This window comes from Blastococcus sp. TF02A-35, from assembly GCF_004571075.1.
In the GTDB taxonomy this organism is placed as follows: domain Bacteria; phylum Actinomycetota; class Actinomycetes; order Mycobacteriales; family Geodermatophilaceae; genus Blastococcus.
Genome location: NZ_SPQP01000017.1, coordinates 1 through 19,929 on the forward strand (window position 1 = coordinate 1; position 19,929 = coordinate 19,929).

Consider the following 19,929-nt stretch of genomic DNA (forward strand, 5'->3'; position numbering starts at 1 on the left):
GGCCGCCGGCCCGCAGGGTACGGCCGCCGCCGAGGCGACGACCGAGAACACGGAGAGCTGAGCCATGCTCATCCCACGACGCGTCAAGCACCGCAAGCAGCACCACCCGAGCCGTTCCGGCCGGGCCGACCGCGGGTGGCTGCTCCGGGCCCGCGGGTGGGACGACGAGGCGTGGGACACCGCGGCCGACCGGCTCGCCGACCGCGGCTGGCTGGACGGGGACCGGCTCACCACCGCGGGGCGGGCGGCCGTCGCCGGCATCGAGGCCGACACCGACCGGTTGGCCGCCCGCCCCTGGCGTGAGCTGGGGGAGGCCGGCTGCCGGAGGCTCGCGGAGCTGCTCCACCCGCTGCGCCGCGCCGTCGTCGCGGCGGGGGACTGGCCGGAGGGGAACCCGATCGGCGCCCCGGATCCCGGCTAGCGTGCGGTCCGTGACGCAGCTGCACGACCTCACCGCGCTGGAGCAGGCCGCCGCCGTCGCGGCGAAGGAGGTGAGCCCCACCGAGCTGGTGGAGCACGCGCTCGCCCGCATCGAGGCGCACGACGCCGGGCTCGGCGCCTTCCTCACGGTCACGCCCGAGCAGGCCCGGGCCCGTGCGGCGGAGGCCGAGGCGCGGGTCCGCGCGGGCGGTGAGCTGCCCCCGCTGCTCGGCGTCCCGACCGCGGTCAAGGACCTGAACAACACCGCCGGGGTGCGGACGACGTTCGGCTCGGCGGCGCTGGCCGACTTCGTGCCGCAGGTCGACGACGCCGTCGTCACCCGGCTGGCCGCGGCCGGCACGATCAGCGTGGGCAAGACGAACACCCCGGAGTTCGGCTTCCCCTGCTACACCGACAACGACCTGGTCGGGCCGGCCCGCTGCCCCTGGGACACCTCGCGGCTGGCCGGCGGCTCGAGCGGGGGAGCGGGCGTCGCGGTCGCCGCCGGGTTCGTGCCCTTCGCCCAGGGCAGCGACGGCGGGGGCTCGATCCGCATCCCGGCCAGCATCAACGGGCTGTACGGCATCAAGCCCACCCGTGGCCGGGTCAGCAACGCGCCCTACGGCAGCGAGGTGACCGGCCTGGGCACCAGCGGGCCGCTCGCCCGGACGGTGCGCGACGCCGCCGCCATGCTGGACGCGCTGGCCGGGCCGGAGATCGGCGACCCGTTCTGGGCACCGCCGCTGCCCCCGGGGGAGACGTTCCTCGGCTGCGCCGACCGCGACCCCGGCCGGCTCCGCGTCGGCCGGTACACCGAGTCGGCGATGCCCGGCGTGGAGCTCGAGCCGGAGGTCGCCGCCGCGTTCGACGACGCCGGGCGGCTGCTGGAGCAGCTCGGGCACGACGTCGAGGACGTGCCGCACGGACTGCTCGACCCGGCGGTGCTGCCCTCCTTCGAGCGGGTCTGGGCGCTGAGCGCGACGACGCTGCCCGTGCCGCCGGGGCGCGAGGACCGCCTGCAGCCGCTCACCCGGTGGATGCGGGACCGCGGCCTGGCGCTCTCGGCCCGGGACGCGATGGAGGCGATGTTCGCGCTGCGGGTGTTCTCCCGGCAGTTCATCCGCGCGACCGCCGGCTACGACGTGCTGCTCGCCCCGGTCCTGACCATGACGCCCCGCCCGGTCGGCTGGTTCACCGAGGACGGCGAGGGCGGCCCCGACTTCGAGCGGCAGAAGCGCTACGCCGCGTTCACCGCGCTGTTCAACGTCACCGGCCAGCCCGCGGTGAGCGTGCCGCTGCACTGGACGGAGGGCGGTCTGCCGGTCGGGACCATGCTCGTCGGGCGCCCCGCCGACGAGGCCACGCTGATCTCGCTGTCGGCGCAGCTGGAGAGCGCCCGGCCGTGGGCGGGACGCCGCCCCGCCGTCTGGGCGGCGAGCCGGTGAACCGGGGCGGCCACCGGTAAGTTGTCGGGCGTGAACGTCGCCGAAGCCCTCCTCGTGTTCGCGGGCATCCCGCTGGCCATCGTCGTCGTCCTCGCGCTGCTGACCCTCAAGCCCGGCGCCAACCGGCGGCCGCGCTACAAGCCGGGTCAGGCCTGGGACCACGCGCCGATCTGGTACGAGCCGCACCCCGCGCACGCCCCGGCCGCCGGCCACGGCGGCGAGACCCACGCGATCGGCTCCTCGGTGTACGGCGAGCGGCACGGCAGCGACGCCGCCGCCACGCACGCCGTCAGCGCCGGCCAGCCGCACTCCGGTGGCGGCAGCACCGCGCACGCCGCCCGACCCGCCGGCCCGCTCGGCGGCGCCCGCGGCACCTGGTGACGGTGACCTGGTGACCCCTTCCGACGTCCTGACGAACACCCCCGGAGACCGGCGATGACCCGCGCGCTCGAAGTTGACTCCCACGACACCGCCACGGCCACGACCGGCGCCGCCCGCACCGACGAGGGCGGCTCGGTCGACGAGGTCTTCAGCTACCGCGAGCTGGCCCGCCTCGACGAGGCGCTGACCATGTCCTCCCGGGAGACCGGCCTGCGGTTCACCCTCTACGTCGGGGAGCTGCGCAAGCCCACCCGCACGCACGCCGAGGAGCTGCACGCCCGCTCCGGCCCGGACGCCTCCGACGCCGTGCTCATCGCCGTCTCGCCCGGCCAGCGCGTGGTCGAGGTCGTCACCGGCGCCGGTGCCGGCCGTCGGCTGCCCGACCGCGCGTGCGCCCTCGCGGTGCTGTCGATGACCAGCTCGTTCGCCAACGGCGACCTGGTCGGCGGCGTCGTCAACGGCCTCCGTCAGCTGTCCGACCAGGCCGGCCACCCCGCGTCCCTGCGCCACTGACGGCCTCGTTGCAGGACCCCGCCGCGAGCTTGCGAGTGGTGGGGGGCAACGAGGTCCTTACGGAAGGCGCCGCACCCTTCGGGGTGCGGCGCCTTCGTCGTTCCTGAGTGCTACGCCGTGGCGTGCCCGGCGTCGGCGTCCCGCTCGCGGGCGCGCAGGGCACGGGCGATGCCGTCGCGGCCCTCGAACACCAGCCGGCGCAGCGCCGGTGGCTGCTCGGCGTCGGAGAGCCAGGCGTCCGCGGCCGCGATCGTGCGCGGCTCCACCACCGGCGGGAACAGGTACTGGACGGCGTTCTTCGCGATCTCACCCGGCCGCCGGTCCCACAGCGGGCGGATGTCGGCGAAGTAGCGCTCCACGTAGCCGGCGGTGAGCTCGCGCTGGGCGTGGTGCCAGAAGCCCTGGAGCATCGCCTCGTGCACGGCGTTCGGGACCGACTCGTCGGTGAAGGCCCGCTGCCAGGTCTCCTCCTTCGACTCCGCCACCGGGCGCAGCGCCCGGGCCGTGGCGGCGCGCCGGATGCCGGTGGCGGTGGCGTCCCGCTCGGCCTCGGCGTCGATCTCCGCGTCACCGGCCGCGCCGATGGCCACCAGCCCGTGCAGGAACGCCCAGCGCGCGTCGGCGTCCACCGTCAGCCCCTCGTAGCTGCGCGAGCCGTCCAGCAGGCCGCGCAGCGCGGCGGCGTGCTCGTCGCTGCGCGCCGCCGTCGCCAGGGTGCGCGACCACAGCAGCTGCTGGTCGCTGCCGGCCGGTGCGCTGTCCAGGGCGGCGAGCGCATGGTCGGCGAGCTGGGCCCAGCCGGTCGGCGCCCAGCTGGGGTCGGCGTAGGAGGACAGCGCGGTCTGCACCCGGCCCAGCAGCGACTGGATGACGCTGCTCTCGGTCTCGGCACCGATGCCGGCCAGCACCAGCTGCACCCACTCCCGGGCCGGCAGCTCGGCGTCGCGGGTCATGTCCCACGCCGCCGACCAGCACAGCGCCCGGGCCAGCGGGTCGGGGATCGACCCGATGCGGGTGCGCAGCGTGGCCAGCGACCGCTCGTCGAGCCGCAGCTTGGCGTAGGTCAGGTCGTCGTCGTTGACCAGCACCAGGTCGGCGGCCGGGTGCCCGGCGAGCTCGGGCACCTCGGTGCGGGCGCCGGCGACGTCGAGCTCGACGCGGTGGGTGCGGGTGAGCCCCTCGGGGCCCTCGCTGTAGAGGCCGACGGCGAGCCGGTGGTTGCGCAGCACCGGGTGCTCGGCGACGGCGGTCTGCTCGATGGCGAAGCCGGCGTACCGGCCGTCGTCGGTGAGCTCGAAGACCGGGCGCAGCGTGTTCACCTGGCTGGTGCGCAGCCACTGCTCGGTCCACTCCGACAGGTCGCGGCCGGAGCTCTCCGACAGCGGGCCGAGCAGGTCGGCCAGCGTGGTGTTGCCGTACTCGTGCTTGCGGAAGTAGCGCCGGACGCCGGCCAGGAACTCCTCGCGGCCCACGTAGGCCACCAGCTGCTTGAGCACCGAGGCGCCCTTGGCGTAGGTGATGCCGTCGAAGTTCACCTCGACCGCGGCGACGTCGGGGATGTCCGCGGCGATCGGGTGGGTGGAGGGCAGCTGGTCCTGCGCGTAGGCCCAGGCCTTCTCGGTGTTGGCGAACGTCGTCCACGCCGTCGTGTACTCGGTGGCCTCGGCCTGGCACAGGGTGCTGATGTAGGTCGCGAAGGACTCGTTGAGCCACAGGTCGTCCCACCAGCGCATGGTCACCAGGTCGCCGAACCACATGTGGCCCAGCTCGTGGAGGATCGTCTCCGCGCGCCGCTCGTAGCGGGCCCGGCTGACCTTCGACCGGAACACGTAGTCCTCGAGGAAGGTCACCGCACCGGCGTTCTCCATGGCACCGGCGTTGAACTCCGGCACGAACAGCTGGTCGTACTTGTCGAACGGGTACGGGTAGTCGAACACCCGGTGGTAGAAGTCGAAGCCCTGCTTGGTGACCCGGAAGATCTCCTCGGGGTCGAGGAACTCCGCCAGGGAGGCGCGGCAGTACAGGCCCAGCGGGATGCCCTCGTGCAGGTCGGTGACCTTGGCGTAGGGCCCGGCGATGAGCGCGACCAGGTAGGTCGAGATCCGCTTGGTCGGCACGAAGTGCACCAGCTGCGAGCCGCCGTCGCCGGCCTCGACCGTGCGGTCGCCGGTGTTGGAGACGACCTGCCAGTCGAACGGCGCGGTCACGTGCACCGTGAACGTCGCCTTGAGGTCGGGCTGGTCGAAGCAGGTGAACATCCGCTTGGCGTCGGCCGGCTCGAACTGCGTGTAGAGGTACACCTGGCCGTCGACCGGGTCGAGGAAGCGGTGCAGTCCCTCGCCGCTGTTGGAGTACCGGCAGTCCGCCGTCACCACGAGGGTGTTCTGCTCGGCGAGACCGGGCAGCGGCAGGCCGCCCTCCTCGGTGTAGGTGCTGACGTCGAGGTCGGCGCCGTTCAGCGTCGCGGACAGCACGTTCTCGGCGACGAGGTCGATGAACGTGTCCGCGCCGGCCCGGCGGCTGGTGAACTCGACGGTCGTCGTCGACCGGAACGTGTGCTCGCCGGGGCGGCCGGCGCCGTCGGTGACGTCGAGGGAGATGTCGTAGCTCTGGACGGCGAGCAGCTCCGCGCGGGCGGCTGCATCGGTGCGGGTGAGGTTGGGTACGGCCACCCCGGCAGCTTTTCACGGGCGGGCGGACGTCTGCCCGGCGCGCACGGGAACAAGCGGTGCGCTGCCCGACTTGCCAGCCACCAGACTGCGCCGGGCACCCAGCTGTCCCGGCCACGGAGCGAGGAGTACGGATGACCGAGGCAGTGCAGAGCGCCCCCACGAAGGCCCGCGTCGACTTCTGGTTCGACCCGCTGTGCCCGTGGGCCTGGCTGACCAGCCGCTGGGTGCTCGAGGCCGCCAAGGTGCGCGAGATCGACCTGCACTGGCACGTCATGTCGCTGGCGGTCCTCAACCGCGGGCGGGACCTGCCGGAGGAGTACCAGGAGATGATGAAGCAGGCGATCGGCCCGGTCCGGGTCGCGGTCGCCGCCGCCCAGCAGCACGGCGACGAGGTGCTCGGCGACCTCTACACCGCCATGGGCACCCTGCGGCACCACGAGCAGCTCGAGCTCGACGAGCTGATCGCCCCGGCCCTGGAGAAGGCCGGCCTGCCGGCGTCCCTGGCCGAGGCCGCCACGAGCACCGACTACGACGAGGCGCTGGAGAAGAGCCACCACGCCGGCATGGACCCGGTCGGCGAGGACGTGGGCACCCCCGTCATGCACATCGACGGCGTGGCCTTCTTCGGCCCGGTCATCAGCAAGGTGCCCACGGGCGAGGACGCCGGCAAGGCGTTCGACGGCGCCGTGCTGCTGGCGAACCTGCCGGACTTCTGGGAGCTCAAGCGCACCCGCACCGCCGGCCCGGACATGGACTCCGTGCCCGCGCACACCCTGGAGCTCACCGGCTCCCGCTGATCGAGGTGAGGGGGCTGCGGCATGCTGTCGGTGTGCCGCACCCCACTCGTCAGCGCATCTTCATCTCCGGCGCCAGCGCGGGCCTCGGCGAGGGCATGGCCCGCCGGTTCGCCGCGATGGGCCGCGACCTCGCGCTCTGCGCCCGCCGCGTGGACCGCCTCGAGGCGCTCCGCGATGAGCTGCTGGCCGCGCACCCCGGCATCCGGGTGGAGGTCGCCGCGATGGACGTCGACGACCCCGCGTCGGTCGCCACGGTGCTGCCGGAGCTGGCCGACCGGCTCGGCGGGCTGGACCGCGTGGTCGTCAACGCCGGGATCGGCGCGGGCTCCTCGATCGGCACGGGCAACGCGGCGGGCAACCGCGCCGTGCTGCTCACCAACGTGCTCGGCTCGCACGCGCAGTGCGAGGCGGCGATGGAGCTGTTCCGCGCCCAGGGCATGGGCCACCTGGTGCTCATCTCCTCGGTGGCCTCCGTGCGCGGGATGCCCGGCACCCGGACCGCCTACGGCGCGAGCAAGGCGGCCCTGAACTCGCTGGCCGAGGGCATCCGCTCCGACGTCTACGGCTCGCAGATCGTCGTCTCGGCGATCCTGCCCGGCTACATCGCCACCGACATCAACGTCGGCCGCCGCGGGCCGCTCACCGTCGGGCTCGACAAGGGCGTGAAGGCGCTCACCGAGGTGATCGAGCGCGAGCCGGTGCGCGGCTACGTGCCGGAGCTGCCGTGGCGGCCGGTCGCCGGGCTGCTGCGGGTGCTGCCGCTGTCGGTGGTCCGCCGGCTCACCGGGAGCTAGAAGGAGATCCGCATCGGGCGGCCGCGGGAGTCGCGGGCGTCGTCTCCCACGCACTCCGCAGTGCCTGCGGCGATGCGCTGCGCCGACCAGGCGGCCGCGCACGCGTCGAGGGCGTCGACGGCGGGGAGCCGGGGAGGGGCCTCGGCCAGGGCGCGGTCGACGTCCATCACCGGGCGCAGCGCGGCCAGCCGCTGGGCCAGCCCACGGGCGGTGACCTTCGGGTCGCGCACCCGGTCGTCCAGAGCCCGGAAGGCCAGCTCGGGGTGGACCTCGTGCACCCGCGGGTCGGGTGGGTCGCCGAGCGCGTCGTCCACCGACCGGATGGCGGGCACGAGGAACCAGGCCTGCTTCGACAGCGCCCGGCCCGAGGCGGCCACCGAGAGGCGGCAGGCCTCGGCGTAGTCGGCGGCGGCGAGCACCGGGCGCAGGGGAGCGGGGAACACCGAGCTGCCCGCCCGGCCCAGCAGCCGCCGGGCGGCGACGTCGCAGGCCCGGGCGCCGTCCTCCGACAGCCCGATCGGCATGTCGACGGCGACGACGTCCACGCCGGGCAGGGCGAGGGCCGTGGCGGCGTCGCCGAGCGCCAGCAGCGTCACGTCCCCGCCGTCGAGCAGGGCACCGGCCCAGGCGCCCCGCCAGCCGTCCAGCCCCAGCACCGCCACGCCGGGGAGCCTGACAGACTCGCCGTCATGCGCGTCTTCATCGGTACCGACCACGCGGGCCTGGAGTTCAAGGAGCACCTGAAGAAGGTGCTGGCCGAGGCCGGCCACGAGCCGGTCGACTGCGGCGCGTTCGAGTACGACGCGCAGGACGACTACCCGCCGTTCTGCTTCGAGGTGGGGGAGCGGACCGTGGCCGAGCCCGGCTCGCTGGGCGTCGTCATCGGCGGCTCGGGCAACGGCGAGCAGATGGCCGCGAACAAGGTGCCCGGCGTCCGTGCCGCACTCGTCTGGAACACCGCGACGGCCCAGCTGGCACGGCAGCACAACAACGCCAACGTCGTCTCCATCGGCGCCCGCCAGCACAGCGACGACGAGGCCGCGGCACTCGTGCTCGAGTTCCTCGCGACGCCGTTCAGCGAGGACGAGCGGCACGTGCGCCGGATCGGCCTGATCACCGACTACGAGCGCGACCGGCACCGCCCGGCCGGCGGGCTGCCCACCAGGTGAGTTGATGGAACGGCCCCGCCGCAGGGGCCCGCGCCGAGCGGAGCGAGGTGCGGGGAGCGGCGGGGTCCTTTCAGAACTCCTCGGGGCACCAGGGTGCGACCGGCCAGCCGAACGCGGTGCTCGCGAGCGTGACGGCCCCGGGGCTCACCTCGGTGACCCTGCCCGCCGCGTGGAGCGCCCCGAGCGATATACCGCCCAGGTAGGCCGAGGAGAGCGCCTCGATGCCGATCACGAGGTCGGGGTCGCGGTCGGTCCTCCCGCAGTAGCCGCCCGCCGGGTGCCCGGACAGGCGCCAGCGCCCGTCGTTCCAGGGGCAGAAGGGGTCCCGCACCTCGAGCACCAGGTCGATCGGCGCCGGGTACCGGCGCGCGGCGAGCGCCCGGCCGACGTCGACGAGGCGCACCCACAGCCCGTCGACGGTCCGGGCGTTCAGCGCCCGCCAGTCCTGCAGCAGGTGGAGCAGCGGGTCCTCGGACGACAGGTTCGGCGCCTCGAGCGTCCGCATCAGGTCGTGGTCGAGCAGGAACTGCCACAGCGCTGCGTAGGCGGAGGACGACGTGGCCCGCACGTCCTCGACGATCAGCGTCCCGTTGGGCTCGGCGGCGTCGGTCCACCCCTCCTTGACGCGGTACGAGGCGTAGCCGGTCACCGAGCCGTCCACCTCGGTGTGCAGCGCGAACCGGCGGGCCGTGGCGCCGTGCCGCTGCCCGGGGTCGTCCTGCAGCGCGCGGTCCCACCAGCGCCCGTCGCGGGCGGTGTTCCCCGGCACGAACCGGCGCACCGCTTCCCACACGGCCGCGGCCGGTGCCCGGAACTCGTCCTGCTCGACGATGCGCACCCGCCCGCTCCCGGTGTCGACGTCGGCGCGCAGCCGCAGCCGCTCCAGCCGTCCCGTCCAGCCCCCGCGCCGAGTGGCCACGCCGTAGCCGAACCGGCCGTAGATCGGCGCCTCGGCCGCCCACAGCCCGGCGACCGCCTCGCGCTCCTGCTCGTGCAGCTCGGTGAGCTGCCGGCGCATGATCGCGGTCAGGATGCCGCGACGGCGGTGCGTGGGGGAGACCGTCACCCAGGTGACCCCGGCCATCGGCACCACGGCGCCGGGCACGGTCAGCTGCATGCTGTAGATCCCCGACGTCGCCACCACGCGGCCGTCCTCGACGATGCCGAGCGAGCGGTCCAGCTCGGCGACCGGCGAGGGCGAGTCCACGTAGGGGCCGGTCGGGTCGTGGGCGAAGACCGAGCTCATCGCCCGGGAGACCGCCGGCCACTCGTCGGCGGTGAACGGGCGCAGCTGCGAGGAGACGTCGTCGGTCACGGGTCGTGTCTACCCGTCGGCTCCGACGGGCGGCCAACGGATATCGGTCTGCGCGAGGATGCCCCGGTGACGCGCAGCTGGGCCGAGATGCTGACCGGGATCGCCGAGCGGCTGCGGGCGACCACCGGCGAGGACGTCGCCACCTGGAACGAGCGGGTGCGCGGCACCGGGCTGGGGACGGAGCCGGAGCTGCGCGCCTGGCTGGCCGGGCAGGGCGTCACCGGCTACGCGCAGATGCTGCTGGTGATGGAGCGGTTCGGGTACCCCGGCTTCCTCACCGCCTCCGCCGAGGAGCTGGTCGACGCCCAGTACGCCGACCGGCCGGACCTGCGCCCGGTGCACGACGCGGTCGTCGCGGCCGCACTGGCCCTGGGCGAGGTGCACGTGCAGGCGCGCAAGGGCTACGTCCCGCTGGTCGGCCCGCGGCGGACGTTCGCCGTCCTGCAGGCCTCCACGAGGAGCCGGGTCGACCTCGGCCTGCGGCTCGACGACCGGGAGCCCGGTGGGCGGCTGCTCCCCGCGCGCAGCGTGGGCAACCGCGACTGCGCGGTCCGCGTCGCGCTCACCGCGGTGGACGACGTCGACCACGAGGTGCTCGCCCTCCTCGCCGAGGCCTACCGGGCCAACCTCTGAGCGGTCAGCCGCGCAGGTAGGCCAGCGTGGCCAGCACCCGCCGGTGCTGGTCCTCGTCGGGAGCCAGGCCGAGCTTGGCGAAGATGTGCTGGGTGTGCTTCTCCACCGCGCCCGGGGTGACCACGAGCAGCCGGGCGATCGCGGTGTTCGAGTGGCCCTCGGCGATCAGCCCGAGGACCTCCCGCTCGCGCGGCGTCAGCCGCCGCACCGGGTCGTCGGACCGCCGGCGGGCGAACAGCTGGGCCACCACCTGCGGGTCGAGGACCGTGCCGCCGCCGACGACGTCCTCCAGCGCGGCGAGGAACGTGTCGAGGTCGCCCACCCGGTCCTTGAGCAGGTAGCCCACGCCGCCGGCGCCGTCGGCGAGCAGCTCGTCGGCGTAGGCGACCTCGACGTACTGGGACAGCACGAGCACGGCCGTCCCGGGCACGGCCCGGCGCGCCTCGACGGCGGCCCGCAGCCCCTCGTCGGAGTGCGTCGGGGGCATCCGCACGTCGACGACGGCGACGTCCGGCCGGTGCTCGGCGACGGCGCGGACCAGCGACGGGCCGTCGCCCACCGCGGCGACCACCTCGGTGCCGGCCTCCTCCAGCAGCCGGACCAGGCCCTCCCGGAGGAGCACCGAGTCGTCGGCCAGCGCTACGCGCACGGGAGCTCCGCGGTGAGCCGGGTGGGGCCGCCCCGGGGGCTGTCGACGGCGAGGGTGCCGTCGACCGCCTGCAGCCGGTCGGCGAGGCCGGCCAGGCCGTGGCCGGGGACCAGCACCGCGCCGCCGGTGCCGTCGTCCTCGACCACCACGCGCAGCCGCTCGCCGGAGCAGGTGAGGGCGACCCGGCACACCCCGGCGTCGCTGTGCTTGGCCACGTTCGCCAGCGCCTCGCTGACGACGAAGTAGGCGGTGTTCTCGGTGACCGGCGCGAGCCGCTCCGCGGGCAGGTCGACGGCGAGGTCCACCGGCACGGGGGAGCGGGCGGCGAGCGCGGCCAGCGCCGCGGCCAGGCCGCGGTCGGCGAGCACCGGCGGGGCGATGCCGCGGGAGAGGGCGCGCAGCTCCTCGAGGGTCTCGCGGGCCAGGTCGGCGGCCTCACCGAGGGTGTCGCGGGCGGCCTGGGGGTCGCGGTCGAGCTGGCGCCGGGCGCGGGCGAGGTCCATGCCGAGGCGGACCAGCCGCTGCTGGGGGCCGTCGTGGATGTCCCGCTCGAGCCGCCGCAGCGCCACGGCCTCGGCGGCGACGGCGGCGTCGCGGCCCTCGGCGAGCCGGCCGATCTCGGCCTGCGCGGCGGCCCGGGAGGTCAGCATGACGCGGCCCAGCTGCGCCTGGAGCAGCGCGACGCCGCGTACGGCGAAGGGGAGGAGGACCGCGAAGAGCAGCCCGATGACGGTGTAGAGCAGGACCCGCCGTCCAGCCGTCGACTCGAGGCCGAGCAGCTCCAGCAGGTCGGCGTTCCGCGGGTCCCGCGAGGCGTCGGGCAGGGCCCAGTCCCACGCCCAGTAGGTCAGCCCGCCCAGCGCGCCGGCCCACATGGTGACCGTGACGACGAAGCCGGCGATGGTGAACGGGAACCGGACGACGGCGTGCAGCACGTCCAGCCACGTCTGCGGGTCGCGCAGCGGCGTCAGCAGCCTGCGGACCGGGCGGCCCTCGGGCCGCAGGTAGGCCGGCCGCGGCACCGGCCGGTCGAGGACGGCGGGCAGCCAGGCGCGCTCCGCCGTGGCGAAGCCGCGCGCGGCGAGCAGGGTGCCCGCGAGCACCGCGACACCGGCCCAGACCACCAGGAGGCCGGCGCCGAGCGCGAGCCCGGTGACGGCGACGACGAACGCGGCGATCCCGATCGGGAAGTTGGCCAGCGTGTAGCCGGTGTCGATGCCGAGCTGGCGGGCGCGCGAGCGGAGGCCCCGCGGTGCGGCGACGGCCGGAGTCGTGGGCTGGACGAGGGTGTCTGCGGTCATGACGTCGACCCTGGCCGGGCCGGGGGCGGGAACCCATCCCGCTGCCCGGCCTCTCCCTGGTCGGGCTGGCCCGACCACCCGTCTGCGCTCATCTCGGCGCAGATGCTCCCGGGTGGCCCGCGGACGTGTCCAGCACCGTGCCCCCGAGAGGTCCCTCGCTAGGGTCGGTCGGTCCACCGCCGCCGAGGAACGGAGACGCCCCGTGCGTTCCCGCACGCTTCCGCTCGTGCTCACGGCGGGCCTGCTGGCCGCCTGCACCGGTACCGACGACGGGCCCGACGAGGGCGACGCGACCGTCACGCTGTCCGCTCCCGGCGAGCAGCTCACCGTCGTCGCCGACGACGGGCCCGCGGCAGCGTCGGTGAGCACCAGCCGGGTCCTGTTCGAGCGGTCGGACGTCGTCGTCGTCGCGGAGGCCGACGACCGGGCCGGCACGCTGCTCGGCTCGTCGGCGGCCGTGGCGCTGGGGGTGCCGCTGCTGGTCGTGGAGCCCGGGGCCGCCGAGGTCGCCGACGAGCTGGACCGCCTCGGCGCGACCCACGTGCTGGCCGTCGGCGAGGTGGAGCCGCCCTCCGACGGTGTCGAGGTCGTCACCGCCCCTGCCACCCCGGAGGCCGTCGAGCAGGCCACCGGCCTGCGGTTCACCGGCGCGGAGGAGGTGCCGGCCGGCGCCGACGCCGACGCGGTGGCCGGCCTGGTGGCCGACCCGCCGGTCGCGCTGCGCGGGGACGGGACGGCGTCGTCGGGGACGTCGGCCGAGGGCTCGCTGCCGGCGGTTCAGCGCCCCGACCCGCTGGAGGACACCTTCGTGCTGGCGACGGGGGAGTCGGTGGCCGGCATCGCGACGGCGCGGGCGGCCGGGGCCCGGGTGGTCCTGACCGGCGGCGCCACCGACCCGCGGGCCTCGGACGACGTCGTCACCGCCCTGTCGGAGGCGCCGAGCCCGTCCGTCGTCGCGCTCGGCGCCGGCTTCGCCGCCGAGGACGGGCTGGACTGGAAGACCGCGACCGCCCTGAAGGGCGACCAGCTGCCCGGCGGTGGGCAGCTGCTGTTCCCGGGCCGGCTGATCGTGGCGCTCTACGGCCACCCCGGCACGTCGTCGCTGGGGCTGCTGGGGGAGCAGGACCTGCCGGGCGCCATCGACCGGGCGCGGGAGGTGGCCGCCCCCTACGAGGAGGTCGTGGACACCCCCGTGGTGCCCGCCTTCGAGGTCATCGCGACGGTGGCGTCCTCCGGCGCGGGCGAGGACGGCGACTACTCCTACGAGGCGCCGGTCGAGCAGCTGCGGCCGTGGGTCGAGGCGGCGGGCGAGGCCGGGCTGTACGTCGTCCTGGACCTGCAGCCGGGCCGCACGGACTTCCTCACGCAGGCGAAGCGCTACGAGGAGCTGCTGCAGCTGCCGCACGTCGGGCTGGCGCTGGACCCGGAGTGGCGGCTGCGGCCCGACCAGGTGCACCTCACCGAGATCGGCCAGGTCGGCGTGGACGAGGTGAACCAGGTGGTCACCTGGCTGGCCGACCTGACCCGGGAGGCCGCGCTGCCCCAGAAGCTGCTCGTGCTGCACCAGTTCCAGCTGCGGATGCTGCCCGGCCGCGAGCGCCTGGACCTCGCCCGGGAGGAGCTGGCGGTGATGGTCCACGCCGACGGCCAGGGCGCGCCGGGGGCGAAGCTGGGCACCTGGGCCGCGCTTCGGGCGGAGGCGCAGCCGGAGCTGGCCTGGGGCTGGAAGAACTTCATCGACGAGGACGAGCCGATGCTCTCGCCCGCGGAGACGATCGCCCGCGTCTCGCCGACGCCGGACCTGATCAGCTACCAGTAGGCCCCGACCCCTCCCGTTCCGTCGGTGGGCTGTGGTCTGCTTTCGGCCACATCGATCCGGAGGTGGTTGCAGGTGACCAGCGTCGCGCTCGGCCCGGCGGAACAGCTCGACCCGAGGTTGCTCGAGCACCGCCGGGAGCTGACCGGCTACTGCTACCGGATGCTCGGCTCGGTCTTCGACGCCGAGGACGCGGTGCAGGAGACGATGGTCCGCGCCTGGCGGGGCATCGGGGACTTCGAGGGCCGGTCGGCGCTGCGGTCCTGGCTGTACCGGATCGCCACCAACGTGTGCCTCGACCAGCTCAACGGCCGGCAGCGGCGGGCGCTGCCGATGGACCTGTCCGGGTCGCCGTACCCGCCGGTGGAGGCCTCGCTGGCCGGCCGGCTCCCGGCCTCGGCGTGGGTGGAGCCGGTGCTCGACCGGCAGGTCATCCCCGAGGACGGCGACCCCGCCGAGCAGGCGGTGGCGAAGGAGTCGGTGCGGCTGGCGTTCGTGGCGGCCCTGCAGCACCTGCCGCCGCGCCAGCGGGCGGTGCTGATCCTGCGCGAGGTGCTGCGCTGGAAGGCCGAGGAGGTCGCGCAGCTGCTCGACACCACGGTCGCGTCGGTGAACAGCGCGCTGCAGCGGGCGCGGGCGACGCTGGCCGACCTGGACGGGCGCCCGGCGCCGCGGTCGCTGGACTCCGACGACCGGGCGCTGCTGGCCCGCTACCTCGACGCCTTCGAGCGCTACGACATCGATGCGTTCGTGCAGCTGCTGCACGAGGACGCGACCCAGCACATGCCGCCGTTCGAGATGTGGCTGAAGGGCCGCCAGGACATCGGCACCTGGATGCTCGGGCCGGGCGCGGGCTGCAGGAACTCGAAGCTGATCCAGACCTCGGCGAACGGGACGCCGGCGGTGGCGCAGTACCGCCCCGCGGAGGGTGGTGGCCACGTGCCGTGGGGGTTGCACGTGCTGGAGATCGAGGACGGCCGGATCGCCCACATCTCCAGCTTCCTGAACCTCGACTGCGAGCTGTTCGCCGCGCTGGGCCTGCCGACGGAGCTGTAGGGCGCCGGGCCCCGGCCGCTCAGGAGGCGTCGGGCCGCGCCCCGGTCGGCTCGGGCCCACGGGTCGTCGCGGAGCGGTCCGGCGGGTGCACCGCCGGTCCGGTGACGCCGCAGTGCAGGCACTCGGCCATGCGGACGCCCTCGCCGGTTTCCGGTCCGGCCGGCGCCGGGGCGGGGGCGGGGGTCGCGCCCAGCGGACGGCGGACGAAGGCCGCCGCGACCAGGCCCCCGGCGACGAGCAGCCCGGCCATGATCAGCAGCGCGGTCCGGAAGCCCCCGGCGAACGAGCCGGGGTCGGTGTGGTCGGCCCCGCCCAGGCCCGCCGCGACCGGGACGACGGCGACGGCCAGCAGGCCGGCCGCCCGGGCCACCGCGTTGTTGACCCCCGAGGCGACGCCGGCGAAGCGGTCCTCGGCGGAGTCCAGCACGGTCGCGGTCAGCGGGGCGACCAGCAGCGTGAGGCCGGCACCGAAGAGGGAGACCGCGGGCAGCACGTCGACCGCGTAGGAGGCGTCCGGGCCGATCCGGAGCATCAGCAGCACCCCGCCGGCCGCGACGAGGGGTCCCGCGGTGAGCAGCGCGCGCGGGCCGAACCGCTGGGCGAGCGCCCCGACCCGGGCGGAGAACAGCAGCATCAGCACGGTCACCGGGAGCAGCGCGGTGCCGGCCAGCAGCGGGCCGAACCCCGAGACCACCTGCAGGTGCAGCACCAGCAGCACGAAGAGCGCGCCCAGAGCGGCGTAGACGAACAGCGTGGTCGCGTTGGCGGCGACGAACTGCCGGTCGGCGAAGAGGGCCGGCGGGACGAGGGGGTGCCGGGACCGCCGCTCGACCACGACGAACGCCACCAGCGCCAGGCCCCCTGCCCCGGCGCCCAGCCACACCGCCGGCCCGCCGCCCTGCTCCCCGGCGGCGGTGAGCGCGTAGGTGAGAGAGCCCAGGCCGGCGGCCACCAGCGCCGTCCCGGTCCAGTCCAGCCGGGCAGCTGCCTGCGGGTCGCGCGACTCCGGCACGTGCCGGGCGGCCACCGCCACGACGAGCACGGCCAGCGGCACGTTGACGAGGAACACCGCCCGCCAGCTCCACTCCACCAGCCAGCCGCCGACGAACGGCCCGATCGCCCCCGCGACGCCGGACAGCCCCGACCAGGCGCCGACCGCGGCCGCGCGGTCGGGCCCGGAGAAGGACGCCGAGATGATGGCCAGGCTGCCCGGCGTCAGCAGCGCGCCCCCCACGCCCTGCAGCGCGCGGGCGGCCACGAGGGTGCCGATGTCGGGGGCCAGGCCGCACAGCAGCGAGGCCACCGCGAACCAGCAGACGCCGACGAGGAAGACGCGGCGGCGGCCGTAGCGGTCGCTCAGCGACCCGCCCAGCAGGATCAGCGCGGCGAGCGTGAGCGTGTAGGCGTTGACCGTCCACTGCAGGCCGGCGAAGTCCGCGCCGAGGTCGGTCCCGACCCGCTCCAGGGCGACGTTGACGACCGTCGCGTCGAGCATGGCCACGCCCGAGCCGAGCACGGTCGCCAGCAGCACCCAGCGCGCCTGGGGCGTGCCCATGCGCAGGCCGGTCCCGGCAGCGGGCGGCTCGGCCATGGTCGCTCCTCCTCGGCAGCGCGCCGACGGCGTCCCCGGCTGCTCACCGCTGCCCAACGCCGGGAGCGACCCGGGATTCCCGCCACGGCGTCGTCCATCATGTCGGCATGGCGCCCGAGGCAGAGCTCGTGATCGCGGCCGGTGAGGTGCCGGGCTACCTGGCCCCGACGGCGGCCCTGGTCGGTGCGGCCGCCGTGATCGGCTACCTCTCGGCCCGGGCCCGCGTCGTCCCGATCGTCGGCTTCCTGGTGGCCGGCGTCCTCATCGGCCCCGCGCAGCTCGGCATCGTGGAGAACGGCGAGGCGGTCGAGGCGGCCGCGGACATCGGCGTCATCCTCCTGCTGTTCACCATCGGGATCGAGTTCTCCCTGGAGCGGCTGGCCCGGGTCTGGACCTGGATCGCCGTCGCCGGCGGCCTGCAGCTGGTGCTCGCGACCGGTGCCGGTCTCGGGCTCACCCTCGCCCTCGGCGGGGGCTGGCGCGACGGGCTGTTCACGGGGTTCCTGCTCGCGCTGTCGTCCACGGCGATCGTGCTCAAGCTGCTGGGGGAGCGGCGGGAGTCCTCCGCGGTCCGGGGCCGGCTGGCGCTGGCCGTGCTGATCGCCCAGGACCTGGGCGTGGTCGCCATGGTGCTCGTCGTCCCGCTGCTCGGTCCCGTCACGGACGGCGAGAGCGCCGGCGGGGCCTCGCTGCTGCGGGCGCTGCTCACCGCGGTCGCCGTCATCGCCGTCGTCCTCGTGGTCGCCCGGCGGGTGATGCCGGCGGTGCTGGACGTCGTCGCGCGGACCTGCTCCCCAGAGGTCTTCCTCCTCGCGATCGTCGCCGTCTGCTTCGGCACCGCCTACCTGACGGCGCTGGCCGGCGTCAGCGTCTCCCTCGGGGCCTTCCTGGCCGGCCTGGTCGTGAGCGAGAGCCGGGCCAGCAGCCAGGCGTTCGCCGAGGTGCTGCCGCTGCAGATCGTGTTCAGCGCGGTCTTCTTCGTCTCCGTCGGGATGCTGCTCGACCTGGGCTTCGTGCTCGCCCACCTGCCTCTGGTGCTGGGGACCGCGGCGGTGGTCCTGCTGGCCAAGACGGTGACCACCGCGGTCGCCGCGACCGCCGTCCGCATCCCGGTGCGCACCGCTGCCGCGACCGGCCTGCTGCTGGCCCAGGTCGGGGAGTTCTCCTTCGTGCTGCTCACCGTGGGCACCGCGGCGGGACTGGCGCCGCTGGGGCTCGCCGAGGACGGCGCGCAGCTCGCCGTCGCCACGACGGTCCTCCTCATGCTGGTCACCCCGCAGCTCGCTGCGGCCGGCGCCCGCATCGACCGGGCGCGTGCCGCCTCCGGGGACGTGGGGCCCGGCTCCGGGGGCAGCGTCCCCACCGGCCACGTCGCGATCATCGGCTGGGGCCCGACCGCGCTGGAGGTCGCCGCGAGCCTGCGCGGCCGCGGGGTGGACGTCGTGATGACCACGCTCAACCCCGACGGCGCTGCGCAGGCGGAGCGGGCCGGGCACCGGGTGGTGCGCGGTGACCCGACGAAGGGGGAGATCCTGCGGGCGGCGGGAGTGCCCGAGGTCCGCCTGGTCGTCGTCGCCGAGGACGACCCCGAGCAGGCCGTGCGGGTCGTCGCCGCCGTCCGGGCGGTCACCGACGCCCCCATCCTGGCCCGCCCCCTGGGAGCCGTCGACGTCGCCGAGCTGGCCGCGGCCGGCGCCGACCACATCCTCGACCGGGACCGCCTCTCCGGGCAGGTGCTGCTGCACTCCGTGCTCGGCGAGCTGGGGCACCCGGTCGCGCTGCCCAGCCGCGGCCGGGCGGTCGTCGACACCGCACGGGTGGTCCGCTACGCGTGGCCGGAGGGGAGCGGGTGCGGGCACGGTGCGATGTCCCGGCCGGTGCTGCCGCTGGCGCCCGGGTGCGTCGGCTGCCTGCAGGAGGGCACCGAGTGGGTGCACCTGCGCACCTGCCTGAGCTGCGGCTACGTCGGCTGCTGCGACTCCTCGCCCCGCCGGCACGCCCGCGCGCACGCCGGCGAGGAGGACCACCCGCTGGTCGCCTCGGCCGAGCCGGGGGAGAGCTGGGCCTACTGCTTCCCGGACGACGTCACCGTGCCGGCACCGGCGGGAGCCGCGCCGGAGGCAGAGCCCTCGCGGGCCACGTCCCCGCCGCAGTGAGGCGCGGCGCAGGTCACGTCCCCCGGCGCAGACCCTTGTCGATCTTGTCGGTTTGGTTAGGCTAGCCTCAGTCCGCTTCGCTCCGGCGCAGCGGCGTCCTCCCGGGTCCGGCCCGCGGAACCGTCGCGGCCGGCCACGCGCCCGACGCGTGGTCCCACCGCGCTGACCGTCAGTGCGGTCCGAGAACGGAAGGACCCCATGGCCCGCGCCTCGACCCTGGTCGCCCTCTCTGCAGCGGTCGTCCTCACCGGCGGCCTCGCCGCCTGCGGTTCGGACGACGAGTCCGACGCCTCCGGCAGCGGCGAGTTCACCCCCATCACCATCGAGCACGCGCTCGGCACCACCACCCTCGAGGAGAAGCCCGAGCGGGTGGCGACCGTGGCGTGGGCCAACCACGAGGTGCCGCTGGCCCTCGGCGTCGTCCCCGTCGGCATGGCCGCGGCCAACTTCGGCGACGACGACGGCGACGGGCTGCTGCCCTGGGTGAGCGAGCGGCTCGAGGAGCTCGGCGCGGAGACCCCGGTGCTCTTCGACGAGACCGACGGGATCGACTTCGAGGCCGTCGCCGACACCCAGCCCGACGTGATCCTCGCCGGCTACTCCGGTCTGACGCAGGAGGACTACGACACCCTGCGCGAGATCGCCCCGGTCGTCGCCTACCCGGAGGGCCCCTGGGCGACCCCGTGGCGCGAGATGATCGAGATCAACGCAGCGGGCATGGGCATGGCCGAGGAGGGCGAGAAGCTGGTCGCCGACCTCGAGAAGGAGATCGCCGACACCGCCGCCGAGCACCCCGAGCTCGAGGGCCGGTCGACGATGTTCCTCACGCACGTGGACACGACCGACCTGAGCGAGGTCAGCTACTACACCCCGTTCGACACCCGGAGCGCGTTCTTCGAGGACATGGGCCTGGCCACGCCGGCGAGCATCGAGGCGGCCTCGACCGACCCCGAGCAGTTCTCGGGCACGATCAGCGCCGAGCAGATCGACACGCTAGACGACGTCGAGATCATCGTGACCTACGGCGACCAGTCGCTGGTCGACGCGCTGGAGGCCGACCCGCTCCTCTCGCAGATGCCGGCGGTCGCCAACGGCTCGATCGTCCTGCTGCCCAACACCCCGCTGGGCACCGCGGCGAACCCGACCCCGCTGGCCATCTCCTGGGTGCTCGAGGACTACGTGTCCCTGCTCGCCGAGGCCGCCGACAAGGCCGCGTGACGA

General features: G+C 75.2%; 18 protein-coding genes. 12 read left to right on the top strand and 6 right to left on the bottom strand.

Annotated elements, in window-relative coordinates; genetic code table 11:
• Positions 1-64 precede the first annotated feature (64 nt).
• From E4P43_RS10040 to E4P43_RS10055, 4 genes are read left to right on the top strand one after another with little or no spacing between them, the layout of a single operon-like run.
• Complete coding sequence (locus tag E4P43_RS10040) at positions 65-421, top strand: hypothetical protein (protein ID WP_135145320.1); 357 nt, start codon at positions 65-67, stop codon at positions 419-421.
• A 10-nt stretch (positions 422-431) separates the two neighbouring features.
• The gene (locus E4P43_RS10045; protein ID WP_245159057.1) at positions 432-1,865 is read left to right on the top strand and encodes an amidase; all 1,434 of its coding nucleotides are present in this window, start codon (positions 432-434) and stop codon (positions 1,863-1,865) included.
• Positions 1,866-1,895: 30 nt separating this feature from the next.
• On the top strand, positions 1,896-2,246 hold the full coding sequence (locus tag E4P43_RS10050) for a hypothetical protein (RefSeq protein WP_135145322.1): 351 nt from the start codon (positions 1,896-1,898) through the stop codon (positions 2,244-2,246).
• A 54-nt stretch (positions 2,247-2,300) separates the two neighbouring features.
• Positions 2,301-2,759 carry a DUF5130 family protein gene (locus E4P43_RS10055; RefSeq protein WP_135145323.1) on the top strand — a complete coding sequence of 153 codons (459 nt, stop codon included), beginning with the start codon at positions 2,301-2,303 and terminating at the stop codon, positions 2,757-2,759.
• A gap of 110 nt (positions 2,760-2,869) precedes the next feature.
• On the opposite strand, the gene pepN is transcribed toward E4P43_RS10055, so the two are convergent.
• Positions 2,870-5,431 carry an aminopeptidase N gene (pepN, locus tag E4P43_RS10060; protein WP_135145324.1) on the bottom strand — a complete coding sequence of 854 codons (2,562 nt, stop codon included), beginning with the start codon at positions 5,429-5,431 and terminating at the stop codon, positions 2,870-2,872.
• Positions 5,432-5,562: 131 nt separating this feature from the next.
• On the opposite strand from pepN, the gene E4P43_RS10065 reads away from it, so the two are divergent.
• The gene (locus tag E4P43_RS10065; RefSeq protein ID WP_135145325.1) at positions 5,563-6,228 is read left to right on the top strand and encodes a DsbA family protein; all 666 of its coding nucleotides are present in this window, start codon (positions 5,563-5,565) and stop codon (positions 6,226-6,228) included.
• Positions 6,229-6,260: 32 nt separating this feature from the next.
• Positions 6,261-7,022 carry an SDR family oxidoreductase gene (locus tag E4P43_RS10070; RefSeq protein WP_135145326.1) on the top strand — a complete coding sequence of 254 codons (762 nt, stop codon included), beginning with the start codon at positions 6,261-6,263 and terminating at the stop codon, positions 7,020-7,022.
• Here E4P43_RS10070 and E4P43_RS10075 read toward each other — a convergent pair.
• Positions 7,019-7,684 carry a DUF429 domain-containing protein gene (locus tag E4P43_RS10075; RefSeq protein WP_135145327.1) on the bottom strand — a complete coding sequence of 222 codons (666 nt, stop codon included), beginning with the start codon at positions 7,682-7,684 and terminating at the stop codon, positions 7,019-7,021. The genes E4P43_RS10070 and E4P43_RS10075 overlap by 4 nt on opposite strands.
• A 27-nt stretch (positions 7,685-7,711) precedes the next feature.
• Between E4P43_RS10075 and E4P43_RS10080 the strand changes: the two genes are divergently transcribed.
• The gene (locus tag E4P43_RS10080; protein WP_135145328.1) at positions 7,712-8,191 is read left to right on the top strand and encodes a ribose-5-phosphate isomerase; all 480 of its coding nucleotides are present in this window, start codon (positions 7,712-7,714) and stop codon (positions 8,189-8,191) included.
• A gap of 70 nt (positions 8,192-8,261) precedes the next feature.
• Here E4P43_RS10080 and E4P43_RS10085 read toward each other — a convergent pair whose 3' ends face one another.
• Positions 8,262-9,506: a GNAT family N-acetyltransferase gene (locus tag E4P43_RS10085; RefSeq protein ID WP_135145329.1), complete on the bottom strand. Its 1,245-nt coding sequence runs from the start codon at positions 9,504-9,506 to the stop codon at positions 8,262-8,264.
• A 66-nt stretch (positions 9,507-9,572) separates the two neighbouring features.
• On the opposite strand from E4P43_RS10085, the gene E4P43_RS10090 reads away from it, so the two are divergent.
• Complete coding sequence (locus tag E4P43_RS10090; protein WP_209313823.1) at positions 9,573-10,139, top strand: DUF5655 domain-containing protein; 567 nt, start codon at positions 9,573-9,575, stop codon at positions 10,137-10,139.
• 4 nt (positions 10,140-10,143) lie between these two features.
• Here E4P43_RS10090 and E4P43_RS10095 read toward each other — a convergent pair whose 3' ends face one another.
• Together E4P43_RS10095 and E4P43_RS10100 are read right to left on the bottom strand one after the other, a co-directional pair.
• Positions 10,144-10,788, bottom strand: coding sequence for a response regulator transcription factor (locus E4P43_RS10095; protein ID WP_135145330.1), 645 nt, complete (start codon positions 10,786-10,788; stop codon positions 10,144-10,146).
• Positions 10,779-12,089, bottom strand: a complete 1,311-nt coding sequence (locus E4P43_RS10100; RefSeq protein WP_135145331.1) for a sensor domain-containing protein — start codon at positions 12,087-12,089, stop codon at positions 10,779-10,781. Before E4P43_RS10100 ends, E4P43_RS10095 begins: the two co-directional genes overlap by 10 nt.
• Positions 12,090-12,315: 226 nt before the next feature.
• Between E4P43_RS10100 and E4P43_RS10105 the strand changes: the two genes are divergently transcribed.
• Positions 12,316-13,908, top strand: coding sequence for a hypothetical protein (locus tag E4P43_RS10105; RefSeq protein WP_245159058.1), 1,593 nt, complete (start codon positions 12,316-12,318; stop codon positions 13,906-13,908).
• A gap of 72 nt (positions 13,909-13,980) precedes the next feature.
• On the top strand, positions 13,981-14,961 hold the full coding sequence (locus tag E4P43_RS10110) for a sigma-70 family RNA polymerase sigma factor (protein WP_135145333.1): 981 nt from the start codon (positions 13,981-13,983) through the stop codon (positions 14,959-14,961).
• Positions 14,962-14,980: 19 nt separating this feature from the next.
• Here E4P43_RS10110 and E4P43_RS10115 read toward each other — a convergent pair whose 3' ends face one another.
• On the bottom strand, positions 14,981-16,552 hold the full coding sequence (locus E4P43_RS10115; protein ID WP_135145334.1) for an MFS transporter: 1,572 nt from the start codon (positions 16,550-16,552) through the stop codon (positions 14,981-14,983).
• Positions 16,553-16,659: 107 nt separating this feature from the next.
• Here E4P43_RS10115 and E4P43_RS10120 point away from each other — a divergent pair, with 107 nt between their 5' ends.
• Together E4P43_RS10120 and E4P43_RS10125 are read left to right on the top strand one after the other, a co-directional pair.
• On the top strand, positions 16,660-18,708 hold the full coding sequence (locus tag E4P43_RS10120; protein ID WP_135145335.1) for a cation:proton antiporter: 2,049 nt from the start codon (positions 16,660-16,662) through the stop codon (positions 18,706-18,708).
• A gap of 198 nt (positions 18,709-18,906) precedes the next feature.
• Positions 18,907-19,926 carry an iron-siderophore ABC transporter substrate-binding protein gene (locus tag E4P43_RS10125; protein WP_135145336.1) on the top strand — a complete coding sequence of 340 codons (1,020 nt, stop codon included), beginning with the start codon at positions 18,907-18,909 and terminating at the stop codon, positions 19,924-19,926.
• The last annotated feature ends 3 nt before the right edge of the window (positions 19,927-19,929 follow it).

Excerpts from the sequence above, each read along its gene's own strand:
- E4P43_RS10040 (WP_135145320.1), top strand. The coding sequence starts at position 65 with ATGCTCATCCCACGACGCGTCAAGCACCGCAAGCAGCACCACCCGAGC.
- E4P43_RS10055 (WP_135145323.1), top strand. The coding sequence starts at position 2,301 with ATGACCCGCGCGCTCGAAGTTGACTCCCACGACACCGCCACGGCCACG.
- E4P43_RS10065 (WP_135145325.1), top strand. The coding sequence starts at position 5,563 with ATGACCGAGGCAGTGCAGAGCGCCCCCACGAAGGCCCGCGTCGACTTC.
- E4P43_RS10080 (WP_135145328.1), top strand. The coding sequence starts at position 7,712 with ATGCGCGTCTTCATCGGTACCGACCACGCGGGCCTGGAGTTCAAGGAG.
- E4P43_RS10100 (WP_135145331.1), bottom strand. The coding sequence starts at position 12,089 with ATGACCGCAGACACCCTCGTCCAGCCCACGACTCCGGCCGTCGCCGCA.
- E4P43_RS10115 (WP_135145334.1), bottom strand. The coding sequence starts at position 16,552 with ATGGCCGAGCCGCCCGCTGCCGGGACCGGCCTGCGCATGGGCACGCCC.
- E4P43_RS10120 (WP_135145335.1), top strand. The coding sequence starts at position 16,660 with ATGGCGCCCGAGGCAGAGCTCGTGATCGCGGCCGGTGAGGTGCCGGGC.
- E4P43_RS10125 (WP_135145336.1), top strand. The coding sequence starts at position 18,907 with ATGGCCCGCGCCTCGACCCTGGTCGCCCTCTCTGCAGCGGTCGTCCTC.